This is a genomic window from Pseudomonas sp. PIC25 (assembly GCF_002286785.1).
Lineage (GTDB): Bacteria > Pseudomonadota > Gammaproteobacteria > Pseudomonadales > Pseudomonadaceae > Pseudomonas_M.
Genome location: NZ_MUJY01000045.1, coordinates 1 through 22,971, shown reverse-complemented (window position 1 = coordinate 22,971; position 22,971 = coordinate 1). Strand labels below are relative to the sequence as shown.

19 protein-coding genes and 1 pseudogene are annotated in these 22,971 nt (G+C 67.0%); 12 read left to right on the top strand and 8 right to left on the bottom strand.

Annotation, left to right across the window (positions count from 1 at the left end; translation table 11 throughout):
* Positions 1-19 precede the first annotated feature (19 nt).
* From BZL41_RS04180 to BZL41_RS04165, 4 genes and pseudogenes are all read left to right on the top strand, one after another.
* Positions 20-145, top strand: a pseudogene (locus BZL41_RS04180) (helix-turn-helix domain-containing protein); the annotation flags it as partial.
* A 131-nt stretch (positions 146-276) separates the two neighbouring features.
* Positions 277-1,629, top strand: a complete 1,353-nt coding sequence (gene mpl, locus BZL41_RS04175; RefSeq protein ID WP_095598134.1) for a UDP-N-acetylmuramate:L-alanyl-gamma-D-glutamyl-meso-diaminopimelate ligase — start codon at positions 277-279, stop codon at positions 1,627-1,629.
* A gap of 10 nt (positions 1,630-1,639) precedes the next feature.
* Positions 1,640-2,269, top strand: a complete 630-nt coding sequence (ubiX, locus tag BZL41_RS04170; RefSeq protein WP_095598133.1) for a flavin prenyltransferase UbiX — start codon at positions 1,640-1,642, stop codon at positions 2,267-2,269.
* A 10-nt stretch (positions 2,270-2,279) separates the two neighbouring features.
* Entirely contained in the window at positions 2,280-2,567 is a 288-nt protein-coding gene (locus BZL41_RS04165; RefSeq protein ID WP_095598132.1) for a YceK/YidQ family lipoprotein, read from the top strand.
* Positions 2,568-2,577: 10 nt separating this feature from the next.
* On the opposite strand, the gene BZL41_RS04160 is transcribed toward BZL41_RS04165, so the two are convergent.
* From BZL41_RS04160 to BZL41_RS04130, 7 genes are all read right to left on the bottom strand, one after another.
* The gene (locus tag BZL41_RS04160; RefSeq protein WP_095598131.1) at positions 2,578-2,976 is read right to left on the bottom strand and encodes a VOC family protein; all 399 of its coding nucleotides are present in this window, start codon (positions 2,974-2,976) and stop codon (positions 2,578-2,580) included.
* A gap of 173 nt (positions 2,977-3,149) precedes the next feature.
* Positions 3,150-4,901, bottom strand: coding sequence for an SMP-30/gluconolactonase/LRE family protein (locus BZL41_RS04155; protein ID WP_095598130.1), 1,752 nt, complete (start codon positions 4,899-4,901; stop codon positions 3,150-3,152).
* A 179-nt stretch (positions 4,902-5,080) separates the two neighbouring features.
* Positions 5,081-5,947 carry an MBL fold metallo-hydrolase gene (locus tag BZL41_RS04150; RefSeq protein WP_095598129.1) on the bottom strand — a complete coding sequence of 289 codons (867 nt, stop codon included), beginning with the start codon at positions 5,945-5,947 and terminating at the stop codon, positions 5,081-5,083.
* 48 nt (positions 5,948-5,995) lie between these two features.
* The gene (locus BZL41_RS04145) at positions 5,996-7,177 is read right to left on the bottom strand and encodes an acetyl-CoA C-acetyltransferase (RefSeq protein ID WP_095598128.1); all 1,182 of its coding nucleotides are present in this window, start codon (positions 7,175-7,177) and stop codon (positions 5,996-5,998) included.
* A gap of 81 nt (positions 7,178-7,258) precedes the next feature.
* Positions 7,259-9,031: an acyl-CoA dehydrogenase C-terminal domain-containing protein gene (locus tag BZL41_RS04140; protein ID WP_095598127.1), complete on the bottom strand. Its 1,773-nt coding sequence runs from the start codon at positions 9,029-9,031 to the stop codon at positions 7,259-7,261.
* A gap of 84 nt (positions 9,032-9,115) precedes the next feature.
* Entirely contained in the window at positions 9,116-10,489 is a 1,374-nt protein-coding gene (locus tag BZL41_RS04135) for a solute carrier family 23 protein (protein WP_095598126.1), read from the bottom strand.
* 111 nt (positions 10,490-10,600) lie between these two features.
* Entirely contained in the window at positions 10,601-12,223 is a 1,623-nt protein-coding gene (locus BZL41_RS04130; RefSeq protein ID WP_095598125.1) for an acyl-CoA synthetase, read from the bottom strand.
* A gap of 238 nt (positions 12,224-12,461) precedes the next feature.
* Between BZL41_RS04130 and BZL41_RS04125 the strand changes: the two genes are divergently transcribed.
* On the top strand, positions 12,462-14,750 hold the full coding sequence (locus tag BZL41_RS04125) for a PAS domain S-box protein (RefSeq protein ID WP_095598124.1): 2,289 nt from the start codon (positions 12,462-12,464) through the stop codon (positions 14,748-14,750).
* Positions 14,751-14,752: 2 nt separating this feature from the next.
* Complete coding sequence (locus BZL41_RS04120) at positions 14,753-15,391, top strand: response regulator transcription factor (protein WP_095598123.1); 639 nt, start codon at positions 14,753-14,755, stop codon at positions 15,389-15,391.
* A gap of 106 nt (positions 15,392-15,497) precedes the next feature.
* Here the strand turns inward: BZL41_RS04120 and BZL41_RS04115 are convergent, their stop codons facing one another.
* Positions 15,498-16,424: a LysR family transcriptional regulator gene (locus tag BZL41_RS04115; protein ID WP_095598122.1), complete on the bottom strand. Its 927-nt coding sequence runs from the start codon at positions 16,422-16,424 to the stop codon at positions 15,498-15,500.
* Between the two features lie 108 nt (positions 16,425-16,532).
* Here BZL41_RS04115 and araD1 point away from each other — a divergent pair, with 108 nt between their 5' ends.
* From araD1 to BZL41_RS04085, 6 genes are all read left to right on the top strand, one after another.
* Positions 16,533-17,528 carry an AraD1 family protein gene (araD1, locus tag BZL41_RS04110; protein WP_095598121.1) on the top strand — a complete coding sequence of 332 codons (996 nt, stop codon included), beginning with the start codon at positions 16,533-16,535 and terminating at the stop codon, positions 17,526-17,528.
* A gap of 37 nt (positions 17,529-17,565) precedes the next feature.
* On the top strand, positions 17,566-19,149 hold the full coding sequence (locus BZL41_RS04105) for an aldehyde dehydrogenase (NADP(+)) (protein ID WP_095598120.1): 1,584 nt from the start codon (positions 17,566-17,568) through the stop codon (positions 19,147-19,149).
* Positions 19,150-19,249: 100 nt separating this feature from the next.
* Positions 19,250-19,978 (top strand): FadR/GntR family transcriptional regulator, encoded by a 729-nt coding sequence (locus tag BZL41_RS04100; RefSeq protein ID WP_095598119.1) that lies wholly within the window; start codon positions 19,250-19,252, stop codon positions 19,976-19,978.
* Positions 19,979-19,989: 11 nt separating this feature from the next.
* Positions 19,990-20,871, top strand: a complete 882-nt coding sequence (locus BZL41_RS04095) for an SMP-30/gluconolactonase/LRE family protein (RefSeq protein ID WP_095598118.1) — start codon at positions 19,990-19,992, stop codon at positions 20,869-20,871.
* 56 nt (positions 20,872-20,927) lie between these two features.
* Positions 20,928-21,746 (top strand): SDR family oxidoreductase, encoded by an 819-nt coding sequence (locus tag BZL41_RS04090; RefSeq protein ID WP_095598117.1) that lies wholly within the window; start codon positions 20,928-20,930, stop codon positions 21,744-21,746.
* 142 nt (positions 21,747-21,888) lie between these two features.
* Positions 21,889-22,890 carry a substrate-binding domain-containing protein gene (locus BZL41_RS04085; RefSeq protein ID WP_095598116.1) on the top strand — a complete coding sequence of 334 codons (1,002 nt, stop codon included), beginning with the start codon at positions 21,889-21,891 and terminating at the stop codon, positions 22,888-22,890.
* Positions 22,891-22,971 lie beyond the last annotated feature (81 nt).

Genomic DNA, 22,971 nt, shown 5'->3' with positions numbered 1-22,971 from the left:
CCGGTACGGTGCTGCCCCTATGTCTTATTCCGAACTCAGCGTCGAAGAGCGCGCCACCATTCAACTCGGTCATGCCCAAGGCTTCAGCCTGCGCAAGATTGCCTGCTTGATCAAACGATCTCCTTCGACCATCAGCCGGGAGTTGTGCGCAATCGAGATAAGTCCCCTTCGCTTCGAGTCGCCTTCTATCCTACCTCTGACTCAACCGCCGGGCTGCCTGTGCTAACCTGCGGCCCATGTTAGTCGGGCCGTTCCGGCCCGTTTCAGAGGTCATTCATGCATATCCACATCCTCGGCATCTGCGGCACCTTCATGGGCTCGCTGGCCGTCCTGGCGAAGGAGCTGGGGCATCGCGTCACCGGCTCCGATGCCAATGTCTATCCCCCCATGAGCACTCAGTTGGAAGCCCAAGGCATCGAGTTGATGCAGGGCTACGAGCCGGCCCATTTGCAACCGGAGCCGGACCTCGTGGTGATCGGCAATGCGCTGTCGCGCGGCAACCCGGCGGTGGAGTACGTGCTGAACAAGGGCCTGCCCTATGTCTCCGGTCCGCAATGGTTGGCCGACCATGTACTGCAAGGCCGCTGGGTGCTGGGTGTGGCCGGGACCCACGGCAAGACCACCACCACCAGCATGCTGGCCTGGGTGCTGGAGCATGCGGGCATGAGCCCGGGCTTTCTCATCGGCGGCGTGCCGCAGAATTTCGGTGTGTCCGCGCGGCTGGGCGGTACGCCGTTCTTCGTGGTGGAGGCTGACGAGTACGACAGCGCTTTCTTCGACAAGCGATCCAAGTTCGTCCACTACCACCCGCGCACGGCGATCCTGAACAATCTGGAGTTCGACCACGCCGACATCTTTCCCGACCTCGCCGCCATCGAGCGGCAGTTCCACCACCTCGTGCGGACGATTCCCGGCGAGGGCCTGATCATCCACCCGACCTCCGAAGAAGCCATCCGCCGTGTGCTTGACATGGGCTGTTGGACGCCGGTGCAGACTACCGGCGACGGCGGCCAGTGGCAGGCCAACCTGCTGGTCGAGGACGGCTCGCGCTTCGAGGTGGTCTTCGACGGCGAGGTGCAGGGCGTGGTGGATTGGGAGCTGAGCGGCCGGCACAACGTTGCTAATGCCCTCGCCACCTTGGCGGCGGCGCGGCATGTGGGCGTGCTGCCGAAGCAGGGTGCCGAGGCGCTGAGCCTGTTCAAGAGCGTCAAGCGGCGCATGGAGAAGGTCGCCGAGGTGAATGGCGTAACGGTCTACGACGACTTCGCCCACCACCCCACGGCCATCGCCACCACGCTGGACGGCCTGCGCAAGAAGGTCGGCGACGCGCCGGTGATCGCCATCATCGAGCCGCGCTCCAACTCCATGAAGCTGGGCGCCCACCGCGACGGCCTGCCGGAGTCGGTGCAGCAGGCCGACCAGGTGATCTGGTACGCACCGCCGAACCTTGGCTGGGACCTCGGTGCCACCGCGGCGGCCTGTCCGGTGCCGGCGGTGGTCTGCGACACGCTGGAGGCGATCATCGCGCGGGTGAAGGGTCAGGTCGCGCCGGGCACCCAGGTGGTGATCATGAGCAATGGCGGCTTTGGCGGACTACATAGGAAGCTGGCCAAAGCGCTAGAGGCTTAAGGAGTTTTTCATGAGCGGACCGGAGCGCGTCACCCTCGCCATGACCGGTGCCTCAGGCGCCCAATATGGCCTGCGTCTACTGGATTGCCTGATCCAGGAAGAACGCGAGGTGCACTTCCTGATCTCCAAGGCGGCGCAACTGGTGATCGCCACCGAGACCGACGTCACCCTGCCGGGCAAGCCGCAGGCGATGCAGGCGTTTCTCAGCGAATACACCGGCGCCGCGCCGGGGCAGATTCGCGTTTATGGCAAGGAAGACTGGATGGCATCGCCGGCCTCGGGCTCCGGCGCGCCGAGCGCCATGGTGGTGGTGCCCTGTTCCACTGGCACCCTGTCTGCCATCGCCACTGGCGCCTGCAATAACCTGATCGAGCGGGCCGCCGACGTGGTGATCAAGGAGCGCCGCCAACTGGTGCTGGTGCCGCGCGAGGCACCGTATTCCAGCATCCACCTGGAGAATATGCTCAAGCTCTCCAACCTCGGTGCGGTGATCCTGCCGGCCTCGCCGGGGTTTTATCACCAGCCGCAGACGGTGGACGACCTCGTCGATTTCGTGGTGGCGCGCATCCTCAACGTGCTGAACATTCCCCAGGACATGCTGCCGCGCTGGGGCGAGCACCATGTGGTGAGTGAGGAGTAGCGGCGTGCGGATGGTGCGGGCGGCGAGTGCCCTGGTACTGGTCCTGGCGCTGGGCGGGTGCGCTACGGTGCGGACGCTGGACGCGGCCAAACCGGGGGCGCCGATCGTCTATTCCGGCACGCGGCTGGATTGGTACAGCCTCAACGGCGGTTGCTGCCCGCTCGACCGTTTCGGTGCCGAGCCGCCGAAATACGCCGCCCTCGACCTGCCCGCCAGCGCCTTGCTGGACACGCTGTTGCTGCCGTTTTCCCTGGCTGCCGCGCTCGGCCTGAGCCTGGGTGTCAGCGGCGGGATGTGAAGCGGCCCGCCTAAACCACGTCGGGATATTGATGCACCAACTCCCACAGATGCCCGTCCGGGTCGCGGAAGGTGCGGGCGTGGAGGAAGTCATGATCCTGCGGCTCCCCATGGACACGAGCGCCGGCCGCCACGGCCTTGTTCAGCAGCTTGTCCACTTCCTGGTGGCTGTCCAGGGCCAGGCTGACCAGCACCTCGCTGCTGCGTTGTGCATCGCAGGACGGCCCGCCGATGCGCTCGCGAAAGCGCGCCTCGGTGAGCAGCATGAGGTAGAGGCCGTCGGCGATTTCCAGGCAGGCGCTGCTGTCGTTGGTGAAGCGAAGGTCCAGCTCGAAATCCAGGCGCTCGTAGAAGGCCATCGAACGGTCCAGGTCTTTCACAGGAAGGTTGACGAAGATCCGAGTGCTCATGCGCTCCTCCCGGTCTTGTGGATACCTGAGGGTGTCTTTGAGTGAAGTACAGGACGGGGGTGTTTGCTTGGGGAGTTGGAGTGGGTGTTTGTTCTGGGGACTGTGAGGGACGGAGGTGGATGCTTCACAACTCGCGAAGCCGCCCCTCCAGAAGCCCCAAGAACGGCTCGACGTCAGCGATGACTACGCCCCAGCTCGCAACGCACGGCCTGTAGATCGGCGATGCGGCGAACGCTGCGGTCGCCGTCGACGGTCACGTAGGCCACACCGCAGTCGTCCACTGCCACGCCGTTGAAAATCCACGACGGCGGATAGCCCGGCGTGCCGCTGTTACCGACCGGCAGGTCCTTCGCCAGTACCGTGCGCTTGCCCGTTGCGAGGTCGAGTTTCACCAGGCGGTCGGCGCCGGTTTCCACCACCAGCAGCGCGCCGGACGGTGTGGCGGCCAGGCCCTCCGGTTGGGCGAATCCGTCGGCGATCAGTTTGGGTGTCGCCAGGGCCTTGTAGCCTTCGGCGACTTGCCAGACCGAGCCGGTGGCCCAGTCCGATACCCAGAGCTTGCCGTCGCGTTGCGCCAGGCCCACCGGCACGCTGAAGCCGCAGCCCAGCGGGTTGCGCTCGATGGTGTTGGCCGGACGCTGCATGACGCAGCGGCTGCCCAGTTCCGCCACCGCCAGATCGTTGCCGAAGCCGATGGCGTTGAGCGGCACGGAGAAGTCGCGGTGGTCGGCCACCACGGTTTCCAGTTCCGGGTCCCAGACCTGCACGGCATTGGAGAACCAGGAGGTGGTGACCAGGTAATCGCCATGGGCGCCCACGCTGAATGGCGTGTTCAACGGGGTGACGCCGCCCACGATGCTGTGGGCGATGCCGCGCAGGCGGCCGCTGCGCGGGGCGTACTCGCGCAACGAGTAGATGTCCGCGACGAACACGGATTCGCGCCCATCCCTCTTGTGCACGGCGATGCCGGCGCCGGTGGTCATGCCGCCGCGGGTGAGCCGGCGGACGTCGCCCGCGTCGCCGTTCAGCGTCACGCGCCGGATCGCCGCGTCGTGGGCGTTGGAGACGTAAAGCGTGCCTTTCGAGTCGAAGGCCAGGTTGTCGGCGCCTTCGCCCACCTCGGCGACCGTTTGCAGCGCGCCGTTCTCCACGTCCACCCGCAGCACCTGGCCGCGCGCCTGGTCGATGACGAACAGGTCGCCGGCGGCGTTGAACTTGACCGCCGCCGGAGTGCTCAGGCCGCTGGCGACGATCTCGACGCCGCCGCTGGCCGGGTCGATGCGCGCCACCTGGCCGTGGTACCACAGTGGGCCGTAGAGCTTGCCGTCGGGGCCTAGGTCCATGCCGTTGAAGCCGCCGAGGTTGTTGGCGAGCAGGCGCGGCGGGTTGGCGCCGGTCAGGTCGATCTGCCACACCTCGTCGGCGAGAAACACGCGGCTGACATAGAGGGTGTTGCCGTCGTCGGAAATCGTGATGGCGTTGACCCCGCGCCCGAGGTTGGCCACGGTGGTTTTCTCGCCGTCCGGCGTCAGGCGGCCGATTTCCCCGGTTAGGAAGGCGGTCCAGTAGAGGTTGCCGGCATGGTCGAAGACCAGATCGTCCGGCGCCTCGACGCCCTGTGCCGGGCCGAGGGTGCGGATCACTCGGCCGCTACGGGGGTTCAACTGGGTGATGCTGCGACCGACGACACTGGTGACGAACAGTTCGTCCCGGGCGTTGACGTAGACACCGTTGGTGCTGGACAGCGCGGCGCCCTTGACCAGCGGGTAGGCGAAGACCGGCTCGCGGTGGCTGCCGCCTGCGGCTGGACTGGCGATGGCGAGCGGGCTGGCGCTGGCCGATAGCGCCAGCAGCGCTGCCGCAAGGCGCAAGGGGGAGGTGGTTGTCGGGATGGTACGCGAACGGGGGAAGGTGGGTGTTGGCATCCTTGTCTCCCAAGGTGTGGAGTGAGCAGGGGCGGATTCCGACTGACGGGTCCGTCACGCTGATTGCCACACCGAGAGGGGCCCCCGCAAGCGCTGTGCTGCCGGCCGGTTCCGTTGTGTTTCGGATTCCGGCAGCCCTTGGCAGACGATCTGTGAGATATGTCCTGTTTTTGCGTGCTTCAGGTCGCCAGGTCACGCACCTCGGCACTGGCTTCGACCAGGGTATAGCGGCCATTGTCGTCGCGGCTCACCCGGCCCAGGGCGGTCGCCGGGTCGTGGGTGAACACCAGCCGGCCGTTGCGTGCCAGCAGGCTGTCGAGCAGGCGTTCCTTCTCTTCGATCAGGCCCTCGGGAAAGCGGTCGTAGCCCATGGTGATGGGCAGGTGGACCCAGGGCGCGCCGGGAATCAGGTCGCCGGCGAACACCACCGGGCCGTCGGGCATGGCGATCTCCGGCAGGAGCTGGCCCGGCGTGTGGCCGTCGCTCCAGTGGAAGCGCCAGTCCGGGCCGAGCAGGGAGAAGCCGCCTTCGCCATCCACGAGTTCCAGGCGCCCACTGGCTTCCAGTAGTTCGAGTAGTGCCGGTATGTAGGATGCCCGGTCGCGCGGGTGCGGGTTGCAAGCGCGCTGCCACTGACGGCGGCCGGTGACGAAGCGCGCGTTGGGGAACAACAGGCGCGGGGCCTTGCCGTCTTCCCAGGCGGCGAGCAGACCACCGGCGTGGTCGAAGTGCAGGTGGGTGAGTACCACCACGTCGATGTCGGCATCGCACAGGCCCACCGCCGCCAGGCTGTCGAGCAGTACGTGGCGGTCTTCCTGCACGCCGAAGCGACGTTTCATCTCCGGGGAGAAGAAGGCACCGATGCCGGTTTCCACCAGGACGTTGCGATCGTCCTCGCGGACCAGCAGGGCACGGCAGCCGAGGTCGATACGGTGGTGCTCGTCCGCTGGCATCCAGCGCTCCCAGAGCGCGCGCGGGGCGTTGCCGAACATGGCGCCGCCATCGAGTTTCTGGCTGTTGCCAACGAGGGTGGTGAGGGTACGCATAGCCGATCCTGCGGGGCGCGCCGGGCGCCCGTCGTTGTCGTTGTGGTTTCAGTCGCGCTCGAGCGCCAGGGCCACGCCCTGGCCGCCGCCGATGCACAGGGTCGCCAGCCCCTTGCGGGCTTCGCGGCGGCGCATCTCGTGCAAAAGGCTGACGAGGATACGACAACCCGAGGCGCCGATGGGATGACCGAGGGCGATGGCGCCGCCGTTGACGTTGACCTTGGCACTGTCCCAGCCGAGTTCGCGGCCAACGGCGAGGGCTTGGGCGGCGAAGGCTTCGTTGGCTTCCACCAGGTCGAGCTGTTCCAGCGTCCAGCCGGCCTTTTCCAGGGCGCGGCAGGTGGCGAACACCGGGCCGATGCCCATGATCGCCGGATCGACCCCGGCGCTGGCGTGGGCGGCGATCCGTGCCAACACCGGCAGGCCAAGGGCGGCGGCCTTGGCGGCGCTCATCAGCAGCACCGCGGCGGCACCGTCGTTGAGGGTGGAGGCGTTGCCAGCGGTGACGCTGCCATCGCCCTTGAACGCCGGACGCAACGTGGCGAGACCATCGACGGTGGTGCCGGCCCGCGGCTGTTCGTCCTGCTGGAAGATCACGGTGTCGCCGTAGCGCTGGGGAATCTCGACCGGGACGATCTCCCCGGTGAAGCGCCCGGCTTCGATGGCGGCGCAGGCGCGTTGTTGCGAACGGGCGGCAAAGGCATCCTGCTCGCAGCGGGTGATGCCGTACTGCTCGGCCAGGTTCTCCGCGGTGATGCCCATGTGGTACTGGTTGAAGGCATCCCAGAGGCCGTCCTCGATCATGCTGTCCACCAGCTTGCCGTGGCCCATGCGCAGGCCGGTGCGGGCGCCGGGCAGGACGAAGGGCGACAGGCTCATGTTCTCCTGGCCGCCGGCGATCACCACCTCGGCATCGCCGCAGCGGATCGCCTGGGCGCCGAGGATCACCGCCTTGAGGCCCGAGCCGCAGACCTTGTTCAAGGTCATGGCCGGTACCGTGTGCGGCAGGCCGGCGTTCAGCGCTGCCTGGCGCGCGGGGTTCTGCCCGGCGCCGGCGGTGAGCACCTGGCCGAGGATCACTTCGTCCACCTGCTCGCCGGCCAGGCCACTGTCGGCGAGCAGGCTACGGATCACCGTCGCGCCCAGCCCGGCGGCCGGAATGCGGCTCAGGGAACCTTGGAAGGCACCGATGGCGGTGCGGCGGGCAGCGACGATCACGACTTCACGCATGGGTCTCTCCGGTGCACCCCGCAGGGGGCGCGCAATGAAAAAGAACGCGGCGCCAAGAGGCGGCGCCCGCGCTCACGCAACTTAGAACTGGTCCGCAGCCAATCCGTACAACGAGGTACTGCCGGCGCGGATACCTGCCTCCAGGGCGAGGGTGCGTGGCAGCAGGCGCTGGAAGAAGAACGCGGCGGTGGCCCGCTTGGCGCCGTAGAAGGCTACGTCCTCGGCCTGCCGGCGCTCGGCCACTTCGGCCATCCGCGACCACAGCCAGGCGTAGGCGACGTAGCCGAACAGGTGCAGGTAGTCCACCGAGGCGGCGCCGATTTCGGCGGGGTTCTGCGCGGCGCGGTCGAGCAGCCAGGCACTGACATCTTCCAGGCGGCGGACAGCGTCCAGCAGCGCCTCGCGATAGGGCGCGGCGGGCGATTCGGCATAAGCGCGGATGAGGCCGGTGAAGCGCCGCAGTGTGGCGCCGCCGTTGCCCACCACCTTGCGGCCGAGCAGGTCGAGGGCCTGGATGCCGTTGGTGCCTTCGTAAATCTGGGCGATGCGCACATCGCGCACCCGCTGCTCCTGACCCCATTCACGAATGTAGCCGTGGCCGCCGAACACCTGCTGGCCGTGTACGCAGCTGTCCAGACCGGTGTCGGTGAAGAAGGCCTTGGCCACCGGCGTGAGCAACGCCAACAGCGCTTCGGCTTCGCGCTGCTCGTTGGCGTCGTCGGCGAATTTGGCCAGGTCGAGCTGCTGGCCGACGAAGCAGGCGAAGGCGCGGCCGCCCTCGGTCATGGCTTTCATGGTCAGCAGCATGCGGCGCACGTCAGGGTGGACGATGATCGGGTCGGCAGGCTTGTCCTTCGCCACCGGGCCGGTCGGCGCACGACTCTGGATACGCTCGCGGGCATAGGCCACGGCGGCCTGGTACGACGCCTCGGCGCAGCCGATGCCCTGGATGCCGATGGACAGGCGTTCGTAGTTCATCATGGTGAACATCGCGGCGAGCCCTTTGTTGGCTTCGCCGACCAGCCAGCCGCTGGCACCGTCGAAGTTCATCACACAGGTGGCCGACGCCTTGATGCCCATCTTGTGCTCGATGGAGCCGCAGGACACGGCATTGCGCTCACCCAGGTTGCCGTCGTCATCGACCAGCACCTTGGGTACCAGGAACAGCGAGATGCCCTTGGGACCGGCCGGGGCGTCCGGCAGGCGGGCCAGCACCAGGTGGACGATGTTCTCGGTCAAATCCTGTTCGCCGCCGGTGATGAAAATCTTGGTGCCGGTGATGGCGTAGCTGCCGTCCGCCCGCGGTTCGGCGCGGGTGCGGATGAGGCCGAGGTCGGTGCCGGCGTGGGGCTCGGTCAGGCACATGGAGCCGGCCCAGCGGCCTTCGTACATCGGCGGCAGGTAGCGGCTTTTCAGCGATTCGTCGGCATGGGCGTCGATGGCCAGGCAGGCACCGGCACTCAACGCCGAGTAGAGGGCGAAGCTGGAGTCGGCCGCGTAGAGCATTTCCTCGAACTGCACGGCGAGCATCTTCGGCATGCCCATGCCGCCGTGGGCCGGATTGCCGGAGAGGCCAACCCAGCCGCCTTCGGTGTAGGTGGCGTAGGCTTCCTTGAAGCCGGCCGGGGTGGTCACCGCGCCGTCCTTCCACTGCGCGCCTTCCTCGTCGCCGCCACGGCTCAGCGGGGCGATGAGCTGGCCGGTGACCTTGGCCGCTTCTTCGAGGATGGCGTCGGCGGTATCGCCATCCACCGTGCCGGCCAGAGCCGGCAGGCGGGCCCAGAGCGCCGGGGCATCGAAAACCTCGTGCAGGACGAAACGCATGTCGCGCAGGGGGGCGTTGAACTCGGACATCGGTCACCTCATGCAGGACGCCGGGGCAAACCCCCGGCCGGTAAGGAATAAAAAGGGGCCGGCATGTGCCGCCGGCCCGTAGGGTCAGTCGGCATCGGGTGAGCCGCTGACGGAGGTTTTCGGGCTGGCGAAGCACAGCAGGTGGGTGCGCTCGACCAGGATGTACAGCGCCGCGCCGGCAGCCAGGCCCCAGCCCGCGCCATACACCGCGAGGACCACGCCCATGGTGCCGGCGATGCCGCGCTCGGTGTTGTTGTCGAGCTGCTCGAAGCCGACCATCAGGCAGATGTAGCCGGTGAGGATCAGCGTCAGCGACAGGGCGATCGGCAGCACCGGCTGGAAGAAGCTCACCAGCGGCAAGATGAACAGGGCGATGAAACCGGTGATCCAGAAGGTGCCGGCGCCGCTGAAGATCGAGTCCATTGCCTTACGTCCGTACTTGTAGCGCTCGGCCATGGTCGCCGCGGCGGCGGTCCACAGCGGGCCGGCGAGGCCGGGGTAGGGCGCGAAGAAGGCATGCAAGGCGTTGCGCAACGCGGTGACCAGATGGATGCGGTCGACGTTGTTGTCGATCTTCTCGTCGGTGCGCAGCTCATCGGCGCGCTGCATCAGCGACTGGCCGACGATGATGTCGCCGAAGGCGATGATGTAGGCGATCAGCGCGGTGGGCACGGCGTAGAGGAAAATCTTCGCGTCGGGGAAGCCCAGGCTGAACGGCAGGTACTGCCAGAGCTGGTCGAAGGCCGGCCGGGTGATACCCCAGCGGATGTCCGGGACCTTGTACTCGCCCACCGCGATACCGATGAAGATCGCCACCAGCATGCCCGGCACCATGCCGTAGTTGACGATCCTGCGTGCCATCGGCACGCGCTCGGTGAGGCCTTTGAACGACACCGAGAACATCAGGTACAGGCAGATCAGACTGCCCAGCACCAGGGACACCGGGGTGTTGGCCAGGCGCCCGCCGGTCTGGATCTCGCCCATCAGCGCGGCCATGCCGGCGCCGATGATGATGCCGCCCTTCATCGAGTTGGGCACCAGGCGCACCATCACGCTGCCCAGGCGCGTCACCCCGAGCAGGAGGAAGATCAGAAATACCAGGAACTGCAGGGCGAACAGTGCCTGGATCGCCTGCGGGCCGGGCTGGTAGTCGCTGAGGAACAGCAGTACCACGGGGATGCCGGGGGTGATCCAGCCGGGCACCAGCGGCACGCCGAGCAGGGCCGGGAGCATGAAGCCGATGCCGCAGATCACCACGTAGGCGAGGGCGACGTCGTAGGGCAGGCCGAGGTACTTCTCCAGCAGCGGGATCATGCCCAGGCTGACCACGAACATGATCAGCGCCTGGAGCATCTCGGCGGTTTCCCAGCGGTAATGGACGAACGGCAGGCGGACCTTGAACGGGCCGAGGGACCAGTGGGGCTGTTCGTCGCCGTCACGACGCTTGAATACTTGCATTGCGGTTCTCCGTTGGCCCCGTGGGCCGGTTCTTGTTGTTGTGCAAACGGCTTTTCGCGGGCATGGCGAGGCCCGGGAGCGGCGCGGGCCGCTCCGGGTATTGCGCGTGGGTCAGAGCGCCTTGGCCATGTCGCGCAGGACGAACTTCTGGATCTTGCCGGTGGAGGTCTTCGGCAAGGTGGTGAAGACCACCGTCTTCGGCACCTTGAAGCCGGCCAGGTGCTCACGGCAGAAGCCGATGATGTCGGCCTCGCTGACCTGCCGGTGGTCGGCCTTGAGGGTGACGAAGGCGCAGGGCGTCTCGCCCCATTTCTCGTCCGGGCGCGCCACCACAGCGGCTTCCAGCACGGCCGGGTGGCGGTAGAGCACGCCTTCCAGTTCGATGGTGGAAATGTTCTCGCCGCCGGAGATGATGATGTCCTTCAGCCTGTCGCGGATTTCCACGTAGCCGTCCGGGTGGCATACGCCCAGGTCGCCGGTGTGGAACCAGCCGCCCTCGAAGGCTTCGGCAGTGGCGCTGGGGTTCTTCAGGTAGCCCTTCATCACGGTGTTGCCGCGCATGAAGATTTCGCCAATGGTCTGGCCGTCCCGGGGCGTTGGCGCCAGGGTCTTCGGATCGGCCACCATCACGCCTTCCAGGGTCGGGTAGCGCACGCCCTGGCGCGACTTGATGCGGGCCCGCTCATCCAGCGGCAGGGAATCCCATTCTTCATGCCAGGCGCAGACGGTGACCGGACCATAGACCTCGGTGAGGCCGTAGACGTGGGTGACTTGGATGCCCATTTCCTCCACCGCGCCGATCACCTTGGCCGGCGGTGCGGCGCCGGCGACCATGGCCTTCACCGGATGATCGATGGCGGCCTTGGCCGACTCCGGCATGTTCACCAGGGCGTTGAGCACGATGGGCGCGCCGCACAGGTGGGTGACCTGGTGTTCGCGGATCAGGGTGAGGACCTTTTGCGGATCGACCCGGCGCAGGCACACGTGTACACCGGCCAGCGCAGTGACGGTCCAGGGGTAGCACCAGCCGTTGCAGTGGAACATCGGCAGGGTCCAGAGGTAGACCGGGTGGTTGCCCATGGCCCAGGTCATCTGGTTGCCCAGGGCGTTCAGGTAGGCGCCGCGGTGGTGGTAGACCACGCCCTTCGGGTTGCCGGTGGTGCCGGAGGTGTAGTTGAGGCTGATGGCTTGCCACTCATCGGCCGGCCACTGCCAGGCGAACGCCGGGTCGCCCTCGGCGAGCAGGGCCTCGTAGTCCAACTCGCTGACCGGGCGGCCTTCGCCGTACTCCGGGTCGTCCACGTCGATCACCAGCGGCGGGTGATCGAGCATGCCCACCGCCGCATGGATGACGTCGTGGAACTCGCGGTCGGCGATCAATACCTTGGCTTCGCCGTGCTGCAGCATGAAGGCGATGGCCTCGGCATCCAGGCGAACGTTCAAGGTATTGAGTACCGCGCCGATCATCGGCACGCCGAAGTGCGCCTCCAGCATCGCCGGGATGTTCGGCAGCATCACCGCTACCGTGTCGCCCTTGCCGATGCCGCGGCCGGCCAGGGCCGAGGCGAGGCGTCGGCAGCGCGCGTAGGTTTCCGCCCAGGTGCGGCGGATCGAGCCGTGGATCACGGCGGGGTAGTGCGGGTAAACGGCGGCGGTACGCTCGATGAAGCTGAGCGGGGAAAGGGCGATGTGGTTGACGGCGGCAGGCGAAAGGCCTTGTTCGTAAATCGACATGCGGGCACCCAGTGGCTGTTTGTTAGCTCTGTCCTCCCCGGCACGACGATCTGGGAGGATGGTTTCTTTGTCTGGGTGATTTATATATCTGTTCTGATTTTTATGGAAGTACTACCAGTGTAGTATAGTGAAAATACTATATTTGATTCGGAACCGCTTTACGCTGTGCTGTACAACGGCGATGCTCGCGCTCCGGTGCGCTCGGAACCGGATCGAGGCGACGAACGGGAGGGTGGCGATGTACGACATGCGGGTGCAGTTGCAAAGCTGGTTGCGTTTGCAACAGGAAGCGGTACCGCTGGCGGAGCGCGCCGATGCCCTGCGCCACGCGCTGCAGGCCTGCCCGGAGGTACGTCAGGCGTTCTACCTGTGCTGGCAGCCCGACAGCGGCATCTACAGCCACGCAGGTCGGGCCCAGCAATTGCCGCCCGGCTTCGGCGATCCGCTGCAGGCCAGCGACCAGTCGCTGTTCGATACCCTGCTGGAGCGCCGTCGGCTGACCTTCGCCGAGCTGCGCCAGTTGCCCTGCTGGCTGGCCGGACGGCTGCGCCGCGCGGCGATCAGCCATGGCCAGGCGCTGTCGCTGGCACTGGACGAGGGCCAGCCGGGGCTGCTGTTGATTGAGGTGGCAGAGGGCGTCGACCTGCACTGGCTGGGGTTGGTCCACGAGCTGCTGGATACCCTGCTCGCCGTCGCGCTGCCGGTGCGCGGAGCGCTGCTGCCAGGGGCCGACCCGCAGCCCAGCCTGCTGCTGGATGCCGAGGCGCGGCCGCTGGAGCTGAACGCCGCGCTCCAGGCGCTGCTCGGCGAGCGTCCGGTGGCCGAGGTGGACGCCTACCTGCCGGTGAACCACGTGCAACTCGTGCGAGCCTGTCTGGAGCAGGCGCGTCCCATCGAGGGCGTCGAGGCGGAGCTGGACGATGACATTTTCATCTGGACATTCATTCCCGACCGGGTGGCCGGGCGCGTCCTGGCGCGAGCCCGCCAGGCGACCGAGGCGGTTCGCGACGAACGCGAGGCGGCGCGGGCCCGGCGGCTGTACCGGTTGATCACCGAGAACACCACCGACCTGATTTCCCGCCACACCCCCGACGGTTGCTTCCTCGATGCATCGCCGGCTTCCTGGACTCTGCTCGGCTACTGGCCGGAAGAGCTGCGTGGGCGCTTCGTCCAGACACTGTTCCATCCCCAGGACCAGGCACAACTGGAGCAGAGCACCCGCGAGGCGCTGGAGCAGGACGGCTACCACACCATGACCTACCGTATCCGTCACCGCGACGGTCATTACCTGTGGTTCGAGACGGCCAGCCGGGCGATCCGCGAGACCTACACCGGCGCGGTGGTGGAAATCGTCAGCGTTTCGCGGGACATCACCGCCCGCGTCCAGGCCGAGGAGAATCGCCGGCGTCTGGCCGAGGTGGTGGAGGCGAACACCGACCTGGTGCTGTTCCTCGATCCCGAGGGGCACCTGACCCACCTCAATCCTTCCGCCCGCCGCGCCTTGCGGATCGCCGACGATGCCCCGCTGCCGACGCTGGATGCCCTGCTGGCGGCGCAGGACATGGCCGCCTTGCGACGCGACGGTTGGCGCACCGCCGATGCTTCTGGCGTATGGAGCGCCGAGGCGCGCTTGCAGCCGCTGGGCGATGCGGCCTCCCTGCCGGTCTCCCTGGTGCTGCTGGCGCACTGTGCCGCCAGCGGCGAGCGCTATTACTCGCTGGTGGCCCGCGACATGACTGAGCGCGAGCTGCGCGAGGCCCAGCAACGCCGCCACCAGGACGAACTGGCGCACACGGCGCGGCTGGTCACGCTGGGCGAACTGGCGTCCGGCATCGCCCATGAGATCAACCAGCCCCTGGCGGCGGTGGTCAACTACGCCAGCGCCAGCCAGCGCTACCTGCAATCCCTCGGCAGCAACCCCCAGGCGGCCGAGCGAGTCGCCCAAGGGCTGGAGCGCATCACCGAACACGCCAACCACGCCTCGGAAGTCATCAAGCGGCTGCGTGCCTTCCTGCGCAAGGGTCAACGACGCACCCAGGCGCTCGACGTGGCGCAGGTGGCGCGCGAGGCGGTACGCCTCTGCCTGTGGGAGGCGACCAATTGCCAAGTGACGATCGATGAGCATCTGGCGGACAATCTGCCGCCGGTCTATGCCGACCCGGTGCTGATCGAGCAGGTGCTGCTCAATCTGCTGCGCAATGCCATCGACGCCAATCGCGAGGCCCATCCCGGCGCACCGTCGCGCATCCGCCTCGATGCGCGGCGCGATGGCGCCCAGCTGTGCATCGGCGTGAGCGACGAAGGGCCTGGCGCCAGCGAACAGGCCCTGGCGCAGATGTTCACGCCGTTCTACACCAGCAAGCCGGATGGGCTGGGGCTCGGCCTGTCCATGAGCCGCAGCATCGTCGAAGGTTTCGGCGGCGCCCTCGAAGCACGTCCCGGCGAGACCTCCGGCCTGCGTCTGGAATGCCGGCTGCCGCTGGGCCGCGCGGAAGAGCCCAGGGTACGAGAAGAACAACAGGAGTGACGATGTCGCAACAACCCGAACAGCTCGTCTACGTGGTGGATGACGACCAGGGCATGCTCGATTCGACGGTCTGGCTGCTCGAATCGGTCGGCCTCAAGGCCCTGCCATTCACCAACGGCCGGGATTTCCTCGCCGCCTGCGATCCGCGCCTGAACGCCTGCGTGCTGCTGGACGTGCGCATGCCCGGCATGGGCGGGCTGAACGTGCAGGAAGAAATGCGCGCCCATGGCCTGGATCTGCCGGTGATCTTCGTCAGCGGCCACGCCGACGTGCCCATCGTGGTCCGCGCCTTCCGTGCCGGCGCGGTGGACTTCATCGAAAAGCCCTACAACGAGCAGTTGTTGCTGGACAGCGTGCAGCAGGCGCTGAGCCGCTTCGCCGTACAACCCACGGCCGGCGCCGGCCTGGCCGAAGTCCAGGCGCGTCTGGACAGCCTCACCCCGCGCGAACGCGATGTATTGCTGCCGCTGGTGCGCGGCTACACCAACCGGGAGATCGCCGAGCAGCTCGACGTCAGCGTGAAGACCGTCGACCTCTACCGCTCGCGGGTGATGAAACGCATGCAGGCCGAGACCCTGCCGGATCTGGTGGGCATGGCGGTGGCTGCTGGGCTGGTCGACCCGCTGCGTCTGCGGGGCTAGGGTTGCTTGCATTGCACGGGGCAGGGGCTCAACCGTAGGGGCGAATGAATTCGTCCCTTGCCGGTCCGTTCGCCAGGAGAGCAGGAAGGCGTACGCAAGCGCCAGCCTAGTCCGCCTCCAGCCTCAGCTCATCCAGCAACAGCAGCGCCGGTGGCGGCAGGCTGGCGCCGTGGCGGCTGATGACGCCGTAGGGTTCGCTGGCCGAGCGCAGGTGCAGCGGCAGCCGGGCGAGCATGCCGAAGCGCGCGGCGGAGGCAGCCACCTCTTCGGGCAGTAGGGCGATCAGCGCCGAGTCCTGTTGCAGCAGCGTCAGGGTGGTGAAGGTGGAGGAGGTTTCCAGCGGATAGCGCGGGAATTCCAGGCCCGCTTCGCGGAATTCCCGCTCCAGCAGCAGGCGCATGGGCATGTTGGTCGGGTAGACCACCCAGCGGCAGTCGCCGAGGTCCTGTAGCTCCAGGCGTTCCGCCCGCAACAGCGGGTTGTCGGGATTGCACACCACCCATAGCGGTTCGCCGTACAGGCACAGACAGTCGTAGGCGTCCGGCCGGCGGCTGACGCTGGTGCGGCAGATGGCCAGGTCGAGACGGCCCTGGTCGATCAGGTCGAGCAGGCGCGCGCTGGTGTCTTCGACGATCTCCACCGACAGCTCCGGCTGCTTCTCCCGCAGACGCCCGAGGGCGCGCAGCAGCAACGGCACCGCGCCCATGATGGCGCCCACCGCCAGCCGTCCGCCGTGGCCCTGGAGAATCCCGATCATCTCTTCGCGCAGGTGCGCCAGGTCGCTGTGGATCAGCCGCGCGTAGCGGATCACGCAGCGGCCCAGGTCGTTCGGTTCCAGGCCCTGGCTGGTGCGGGTGAACAGGCTGGTGCCGAAGGTGCTTTCGATCTCGTGCAGGGCCTTGGTCGCACCCGGCTGGGTGATGGCGATGCGTTCGGCGGCGCGGTGCAGCGAGCCGTGCTCGTCGAGGGCGATGAGCAGGCGGAGCTGCTTCAGGCGCAGGCGGGAAACGATGGCGGGCAGGGAAGCGATCATGGGGATGAGGAAAAGTTATCGCTCGATCAGAAGCCGTCATTAGGCAGCAGCCTCCGGGATTTTTAAAGTGCCGGCATCGCAACCGAAAACAGACCCAAGGAGCCCGGCATGCGCCTGATCCAGTTCGAGAACCCCAATGGCGAGCGTCGGGTCGGCGTGGTGGCCGGCGAGCGCATCGAGGTCGTGGCGCAGGCGCGCAGTACCCGCGAGCTGGCCCTGGCGGCGATCCGCAATGGGCGCGGTCTGGCCGAGGAAGTGCAGGCGCGCGGCTGCGAGCCTGGCCCGCTCTACCGCGAGCTGCTGGCCGAGCGGCGCGTGCTGCCGCCGCTGGATCACGAAGACCCGGCCCACTGCCTGATCAGCGGCACCGGCCTGACCCATCTGGGCAGCGCCGCGACCCGCGACAAGATGCACCAGCAGAGCGAGCAGCAGGAAGACAAACTGACCGACAGCATGCGCATGTTCCGCTGGGGGCTCGAAGGCGGACGTCCGCAACCCGGTCGCGTCGGCACCCAGCCGGAATGGTTCTACAAGGGCGACGGCAGCATCGTGGTGCGCCCGGGGGCGGATTTCCCAGCGCCGGACTTCGCCGAGGACTTCGGCGAGGAACCGGAACTGACCGGGTTGTATGTGATCGGCGACGACGGCAAGCCCTATCGCCTGGGCTTCGCTCTCGGCAACGAATTCTCCGACCATGTCGTCGAGCGCAAGAACTACCTCTATCTGGCCCATTCCAAACTGCGCTACTGCGCCTTCGGCCCGGAGCTGCGCCTGGGCGAACTGCCCCGTCATCTGGCGGGTACCAGCCGCATCCGGCGCAACGGCGAGGTGCTCTGGGAACGGGAGTTCCTCTCCGGCGAGGACAACATGTGTCACAGCCTGGAAAACCTCGAGTACCACCATTTCAAGTACGCGCAGTTCCTCCGGCCCGGCGATGTGCATGTGCACTTCTTCGGCACCGCCACCCTGTCGTTCGCCGATGGCATCAGGGCCCAGCCGGGCGATCGCTTCGAGATCGCCCAGGATGCTTTCGGCGAACCGCTATGCAACGGCATCGAGGTGCGTGCCCCGGTCATCTCGGCAGGCGGAGTCTGCGCGTTGTAGCGCGGCGCCTGCCCGGAACCCTCTTCAAGGAGCCTCCATGTCGGACATTCTCGGTCATAACTATATCGGCGGTGGGCGCAGCGCGGCCGGCGATGTCATCCTCTACAGCGTCGATGCCGCCAGCGGCGAGGTGCTGCCTCATCGCTTCCACCAGGCGACCTCCGACGAAGTGGATGCCGCCGCGCGGGCCGCCGCCGAGGCCTACCCGGTGTATCGCAGCCTGCCGCCCGCCCGGTGCGCCGAATTCCTTGATGCCATCGCTGCCGAGATCGATGCCCTGGGCGATGAATTCATCGCCACGGTATGTCGTGAAACCGCGCTGCCGCCGGCGCGTATCCAGGGCGAGCGCGCCCGCACCAGCAATCAGTTGCGGCTGTTCGCCCGGGTGCTGCGGCGCGGCGACTTCCATGGCGCGCGCATCGACCGTGCGTTGCCCGACCGGCAACCGCTGCCGCGCCCCGATCTGCGCCAGTGCCGCATCGGCCTCGGCCCGGTGGCGGTGTTCGGTGCCAGCAATTTTCCCTTGGCCTTTTCCACCGCAGGCGGCGATACGGCCGCAGCCCTGGCCGCCGGTTGCCCGGTGGTGTTCAAGGCGCACAGCGGCCACCTGGCCACGTCGGAGCGGGTGGCGGATGCGCTGATCCGCGCCGCCGAACGTACCGGCATGCCGGCCGGGGTGTTCAACATGGTCTACGGCGGTGGGGTCGGCGAGTGGCTGGTCAAGCATCCGGCGATCCAGGCAGTGGGGTTCACCGGTTCGCTGAGGGGCGGCCGCGCCCTCTGCGATATGGCGGCGACCCGGCCGCAACCGATTCCGGTGTTCGCCGAGATGTCCAGCATCAACCCGGTGATCGTCCTGCCGGAGGCGCTGAAGGCGCGCGGCGAGACGATCGCCGCCGAACTGAGCGCCTCGGTGGTGCTCGGTTGCGGGCAGTTCTGCACCAATCCCGGCCTGGTCATCGGCATCCGTTCACCGGCGTTTTCCGGTTTCGTCGAGCGCCTCGCCGGGCACATGGCCGAGCAGCCGCCGCAGACGATGCTCAATGCCGGCACCCTGGCGAGCTACGCGCAAGGGCTGGCGCGCCTGCAAGTGCACTCCGGCGTGACGCATCTGGCCGGCCAGGCGCAGCAGGGCAACCGGGCCTGGCCGCAATTGTTCAAGGCCGACGTCCGCCTGCTGCGGGAAGGCGATGCGCTGTTACAGGAGGAGGTCTTCGGGCCAACCACGCTGGTGGTGGAGGTCGACAGTGCCGATCAATTGCGTCAGGCCCTGCTCGGGCTGCGCGGCCAGCTCACCGCCACCCTGATCGCCGAGCCGGTCGACCTAGAGGCGTTTGCCACGCTGGTCCCGCTGTTAGAGCAAAAAGCCGGTCGGCTGCTGCTCAACGGCTACCCGACCGGGGTGGAGGTCTGCGATGCGATGGTCCACGGCGGGCCCTATCCCGCTACCTCGGATGCGCGCGGCACCTCGGTGGGCAGCCTGGCCATCGAGCGTTTCCTGCGTCCGGTGTGCTACCAGAACTACCCGGATGCGCTCTTGCCGGACGCGCTGAAGAACGCCAACCCGCTCGGTATTTCGCGCCTCGTGGATGGCGAAAACACCCGTGATCCGCTGCTTTGAGACATGGTCAACCATGCGTCGCTTCGATCGTTGACAACCAATCATATGATGATTAGCCTGCAGAACACTCTAAAAATAAACGCGCATGGCAGAGGTGACGATGTCCAGCCGTTTCCATGCATCGACCGTCGACCGCCTGGGCTCCTGGATCGCCTCGGGCAATGTTCTGCCGGGCCAGTCGCTGAAGGTCGAAGCGGATCTCTGCGAAGAGCTGGGCATCAGCCGGACGGTGCTGCGCGAAGCGATCAAGACGCTGGTGGCCAAGGGCATGCTCCAGGTCGGGCCGAAGGTCGGTACGCGGGTCATGCCGGTGCGCAATTGGAACCTGTTCGATCCGCAGGTGGTGGGCTGGCTGGCGCAACACGGCCTGCCGGAAAACTTCGTCATGGATCTGCTCGACCTGCGCCGCACCATCGAGCCGGTCGCGGTGCGCTGGGCCTGCCAGCGGGCGACGCCGGAGCAGATCGCCGAGATCCAGGCGGCCTACCGCATGCTGGAAGCCTCGATGGGCGACAAGGACGCCTACAACGACGCCGACCGGCGCTTCCACGAAGCCATTCTGGCGGCCAGCCACAATCAATTCATCGAGCAGATGCTGCCCGCCCTGGGTGCGCAGATGGCGGTGTCGTTCGAAGTGTCTTCGGCGGTGCCGGACGAACTGGGGCAGACCCTCTCGCTGCACAAGGATCTGGCCGATGCCATCTCCGCTCGCGATGTGGCGCGCGGCGTGTGGGTCTGCATGACCCTGATCGAGCGGTCCGCCGTGACCATCTCTCAGCACTATCCGGAACTGTTCGCGCCTCGCGAACAGCGGATGAGCACGCCCTGACGGGAGGTTGTATGGAGTGGCTGCCGCTGTCGCATCACCGCTTCAAGCTGGCCGAGGGGCCGTTTTGGGATTGCCGCGACCAGGCCCTGTACTGGGTGGATATCGCCGGTTTCCTGGCCTGCCGGTTGTGTGACGGCCGCTTCGAACAGTGGCGCTTCAACGAGCCGGTTTCCGCCTTCATTCCCTGCGAGAGCGGCGACGCCCTGGTAACCCTGGCCAGCGGCGTGTATCGCCTGGACCTCTCGTCGCACGCCGAGGATCCGCGCCTGACGCTGCTCTGCGTCGCCGACAACGTCGCTGGCAACCGCGCCAACGAAGCCCGCTGCGATTCGGCGGGCAGGCTCTGGCTCGGCACCATGCAGAACAACCTCGACGCCAAGGGCGGCGACCTGCCGATCACCCGGCGCTCCGGCAGCCTGTTCCGGGTCGACGAGTATGGCGTGGTCAACCGCCTGCTCGGCTGCATGGGCATCGTCAACACGCTGCTCTGGAACCGCAAGGCGGACACCCTCTACTGCGCCGACAGCCTGGACGGCGTCATCTACCGCTACAACATCCTCGGCGACGGCGACCTGCTGGATGGCCGCAGCGTCTGGGCCGGCCCGCATCCGCGCGGGGTGCCCGACGGCTCGGCGATGGATGCCGAGGGCTACGTCTGGAACGCCCGCTGGGGCGGCCATTGCCTGTTGCGCTTCGCCCCCGACGGCAGTCTCGACCGGGTGGTGGAGCTGCCGGTCAGCCACCCCACCAGTTGCGTCTTCGGTGGCCCTGGCCTGAGCACCTTGTACGTCACCAGCGCGGCCCCGGCCGGCGCCGGTGGCGGATTGAACGGCGCCGTGCTGATGGCCGATGTCGGCGTCACCGGCCTGGCCTGCCAGCGTTTCGCCGGCTGAGCCCGCATGCGCCGGCCCTGGCCGGCGTCCATCCATTCATGCAGGAGTGTATCGACATGGCGTTACCCCTCTCTCTCCCGCCGGTTCCCGAGCCGGTGCGCGGCGAGCGTCTGAAGGACAAGGTGGTGATCGTCACCGGCGGCGCCCAGGGCATCGGCGAGGCCATCGTGGCCTGCTTCCAGGCCCAGCAGGCGAAGGTGGTGACCGGCGACATCCAGGGCGAGAAGGCCGAACGGGTGGCCGCCGCCTGGCGCGAACGCGGCGGCGAGGTCCTGGCGATGCAGGTGGATGTCACCCAGTCGGCGCAGTTGCAGGCGCTGGTCGATCTGGCCATCGAGCGCTACGGCAAGGTCGATGTGCTGGTCAATTGTGCCGGGGTCAACGTCTTCCGCGACCCGCTGGAAATGACCGACGAAGACTGGCGGCGCTGCTTCGCCATCGACCTGGACGGCGTCTGGCATGGCTGCAAGGCCGTGCTGCCGCACATGCTGTCGCGTGGCATGGGCAACATCATCAACATCGCCTCGGTGCACTCCACCAACATTATCCCTGGCTGCTTCCCCTACCCGGTGGCCAAGCACGGCCTGCTCGGGCTGACCCGCGCACTGGGCATCGAGTACGCGCCCAAGGGCATCCGCGTCAACGCCATCGCCCCCGGCTACATCGAGACGCAGCTCAATATCGACTACTGGAACGGCTTTCCCGATCCCCATGCCGAGCGCCAGCGCGCGTTCGACATGCACCCGACACGGCGCATTGGCCAGCCGGTGGAAGTGGCCATGACCGCGCTGTTCCTCGCTACCGACGAGGCGCCGTTCATCAATGCCGCGTGTATCACCATCGATGGTGGGCGCTCGGTTCTTTATCACGAATGAAAAGTGGGTCACGTTCGGTTATTGATCACATGATAAGACTGTAGGGCCTGACGTCCGATACGCTCCCCGCTGTTTCCGGGGCACGGTGGCCGTGAAAGATCGCTGGACGCTGTAGCTATTCAATAAAAATAAGGAGGTAGCTATGTTTCGTCGTCGCGGGATTCGTTCCCTGTGCTTTGCCGCTCTCACCGCCGGCGCGCTCGGCTTCGCCGGCGCCTCGTCCGCCGAGGAGGTGAAGATCGGGTTCCTGGTCAAGCAGCCCGAGGAACCCTGGTTCCAGACCGAATGGGCATTCGCCGAGAAGGCGGGCAAGGAGCTGGGCTTCACCGTGCTCAAGATCGCCGTGCCCGACGGCGAGAAAACCCTTTCCGCCATCGACAGCCTGGCCGCCAACGGTGCCAAGGGCTTCGTCATCTGTCCGCCGGACGTGTCCCTCGGCCCGGCCATCGTCGCCAAGGCCAAGCTCAACGACCTCAAGGTGATGGCGGTGGACGACCGTTTCATCGATGCCAAGGGCGAATTCATGGAAGAGGTGCCCTACCTGGGCATGGCGGCCTTCGAAGTGGGCCAGAAGCAGGGTGCCGCCATGGCCGAGGAGGCGAAGAAGCGCGGCTGGGACTGGAATGAAACCTACGCGGTCATCAACACCTATAACGAGCTGGATACCGGCAAGAAGCGCACCGACGGTTCGGTGGATGCGCTGAAGAAAGCCGGCCTGCCGGAGGACCACATCCTCTTCACGCCGCAGAAGACCCTCGACGTGCCCGGCAGCATGGATGCCACCAACTCGGCGCTGGTCAAGCTGCCGGCCGGGGCGAAGAACCTGATCATCGGCGGGATGAACGACAACACCGTGCTTGGCGGCGTGCGTGCCACCGAGAGCGCCGGTTTCAGCGCCGACAACGTGATCGGCATCGGCATCAACGGCACCGACGCCATCGGCGAGCTGAAGAAGCCGAAGAGCGGGTTCTTCGGCTCGATGCTGCCGAGCCCGCATGTGGAAGGCTACGAGACCGCGCGGATGATGTTCGAGTGGGTCACCACCGGCAAGGAGCCGCCCAAGTACACCGCCATGGACGAGGTCACTCTGATCACCCGGGAGAATTTCCAGGCGGAACTGGAAAAGATCGGTCTCTGGAAATGAACCGGGCGATCCACTGGCAGGCCCGTCGCGACGGGCCGAGCCCCGCGGTTTCGCGTCCGGTGACCGAGGCGGGGGAACGGG

Bases quoted from the DNA above. Each gene is read 5' to 3' on its own strand.
- BZL41_RS04165 (WP_095598132.1), top strand. From the start codon at position 2,280: ATGGTGCGGGCGGCGAGTGCCCTGGTACTGGTCCTGGCGCTGGGCGGG.
- BZL41_RS04115 (WP_095598122.1), bottom strand. From the start codon at position 16,424: ATGATCGCTTCCCTGCCCGCCATCGTTTCCCGCCTGCGCCTGAAGCAG.
- araD1 (WP_095598121.1), top strand. From the start codon at position 16,533: ATGCGCCTGATCCAGTTCGAGAACCCCAATGGCGAGCGTCGGGTCGGC.
- BZL41_RS04100 (WP_095598119.1), top strand. From the start codon at position 19,250: ATGTCCAGCCGTTTCCATGCATCGACCGTCGACCGCCTGGGCTCCTGG.
- BZL41_RS04160 (WP_095598131.1), bottom strand. From the start codon at position 2,976: ATGAGCACTCGGATCTTCGTCAACCTTCCTGTGAAAGACCTGGACCGT.
- BZL41_RS04085 (WP_095598116.1), top strand. From the start codon at position 21,889: ATGTTTCGTCGTCGCGGGATTCGTTCCCTGTGCTTTGCCGCTCTCACC.
- BZL41_RS04120 (WP_095598123.1), top strand. From the start codon at position 14,753: ATGTCGCAACAACCCGAACAGCTCGTCTACGTGGTGGATGACGACCAG.
- BZL41_RS04155 (WP_095598130.1), bottom strand. From the start codon at position 4,901: ATGCCAACACCCACCTTCCCCCGTTCGCGTACCATCCCGACAACCACC.
- BZL41_RS04140 (WP_095598127.1), bottom strand. From the start codon at position 9,031: ATGTCCGAGTTCAACGCCCCCCTGCGCGACATGCGTTTCGTCCTGCAC.
- BZL41_RS04090 (WP_095598117.1), top strand. From the start codon at position 20,928: ATGGCGTTACCCCTCTCTCTCCCGCCGGTTCCCGAGCCGGTGCGCGGC.
- ubiX (WP_095598133.1), top strand. From the start codon at position 1,640: ATGAGCGGACCGGAGCGCGTCACCCTCGCCATGACCGGTGCCTCAGGC.
- BZL41_RS04150 (WP_095598129.1), bottom strand. From the start codon at position 5,947: ATGCGTACCCTCACCACCCTCGTTGGCAACAGCCAGAAACTCGATGGC.
- BZL41_RS04145 (WP_095598128.1), bottom strand. From the start codon at position 7,177: ATGCGTGAAGTCGTGATCGTCGCTGCCCGCCGCACCGCCATCGGTGCC.
- BZL41_RS04105 (WP_095598120.1), top strand. From the start codon at position 17,566: ATGTCGGACATTCTCGGTCATAACTATATCGGCGGTGGGCGCAGCGCG.
- BZL41_RS04095 (WP_095598118.1), top strand. From the start codon at position 19,990: ATGGAGTGGCTGCCGCTGTCGCATCACCGCTTCAAGCTGGCCGAGGGG.
- BZL41_RS04135 (WP_095598126.1), bottom strand. From the start codon at position 10,489: ATGCAAGTATTCAAGCGTCGTGACGGCGACGAACAGCCCCACTGGTCC.
- BZL41_RS04125 (WP_095598124.1), top strand. From the start codon at position 12,462: ATGTACGACATGCGGGTGCAGTTGCAAAGCTGGTTGCGTTTGCAACAG.
- BZL41_RS04130 (WP_095598125.1), bottom strand. From the start codon at position 12,223: ATGTCGATTTACGAACAAGGCCTTTCGCCTGCCGCCGTCAACCACATC.
- mpl (WP_095598134.1), top strand. From the start codon at position 277: ATGCATATCCACATCCTCGGCATCTGCGGCACCTTCATGGGCTCGCTG.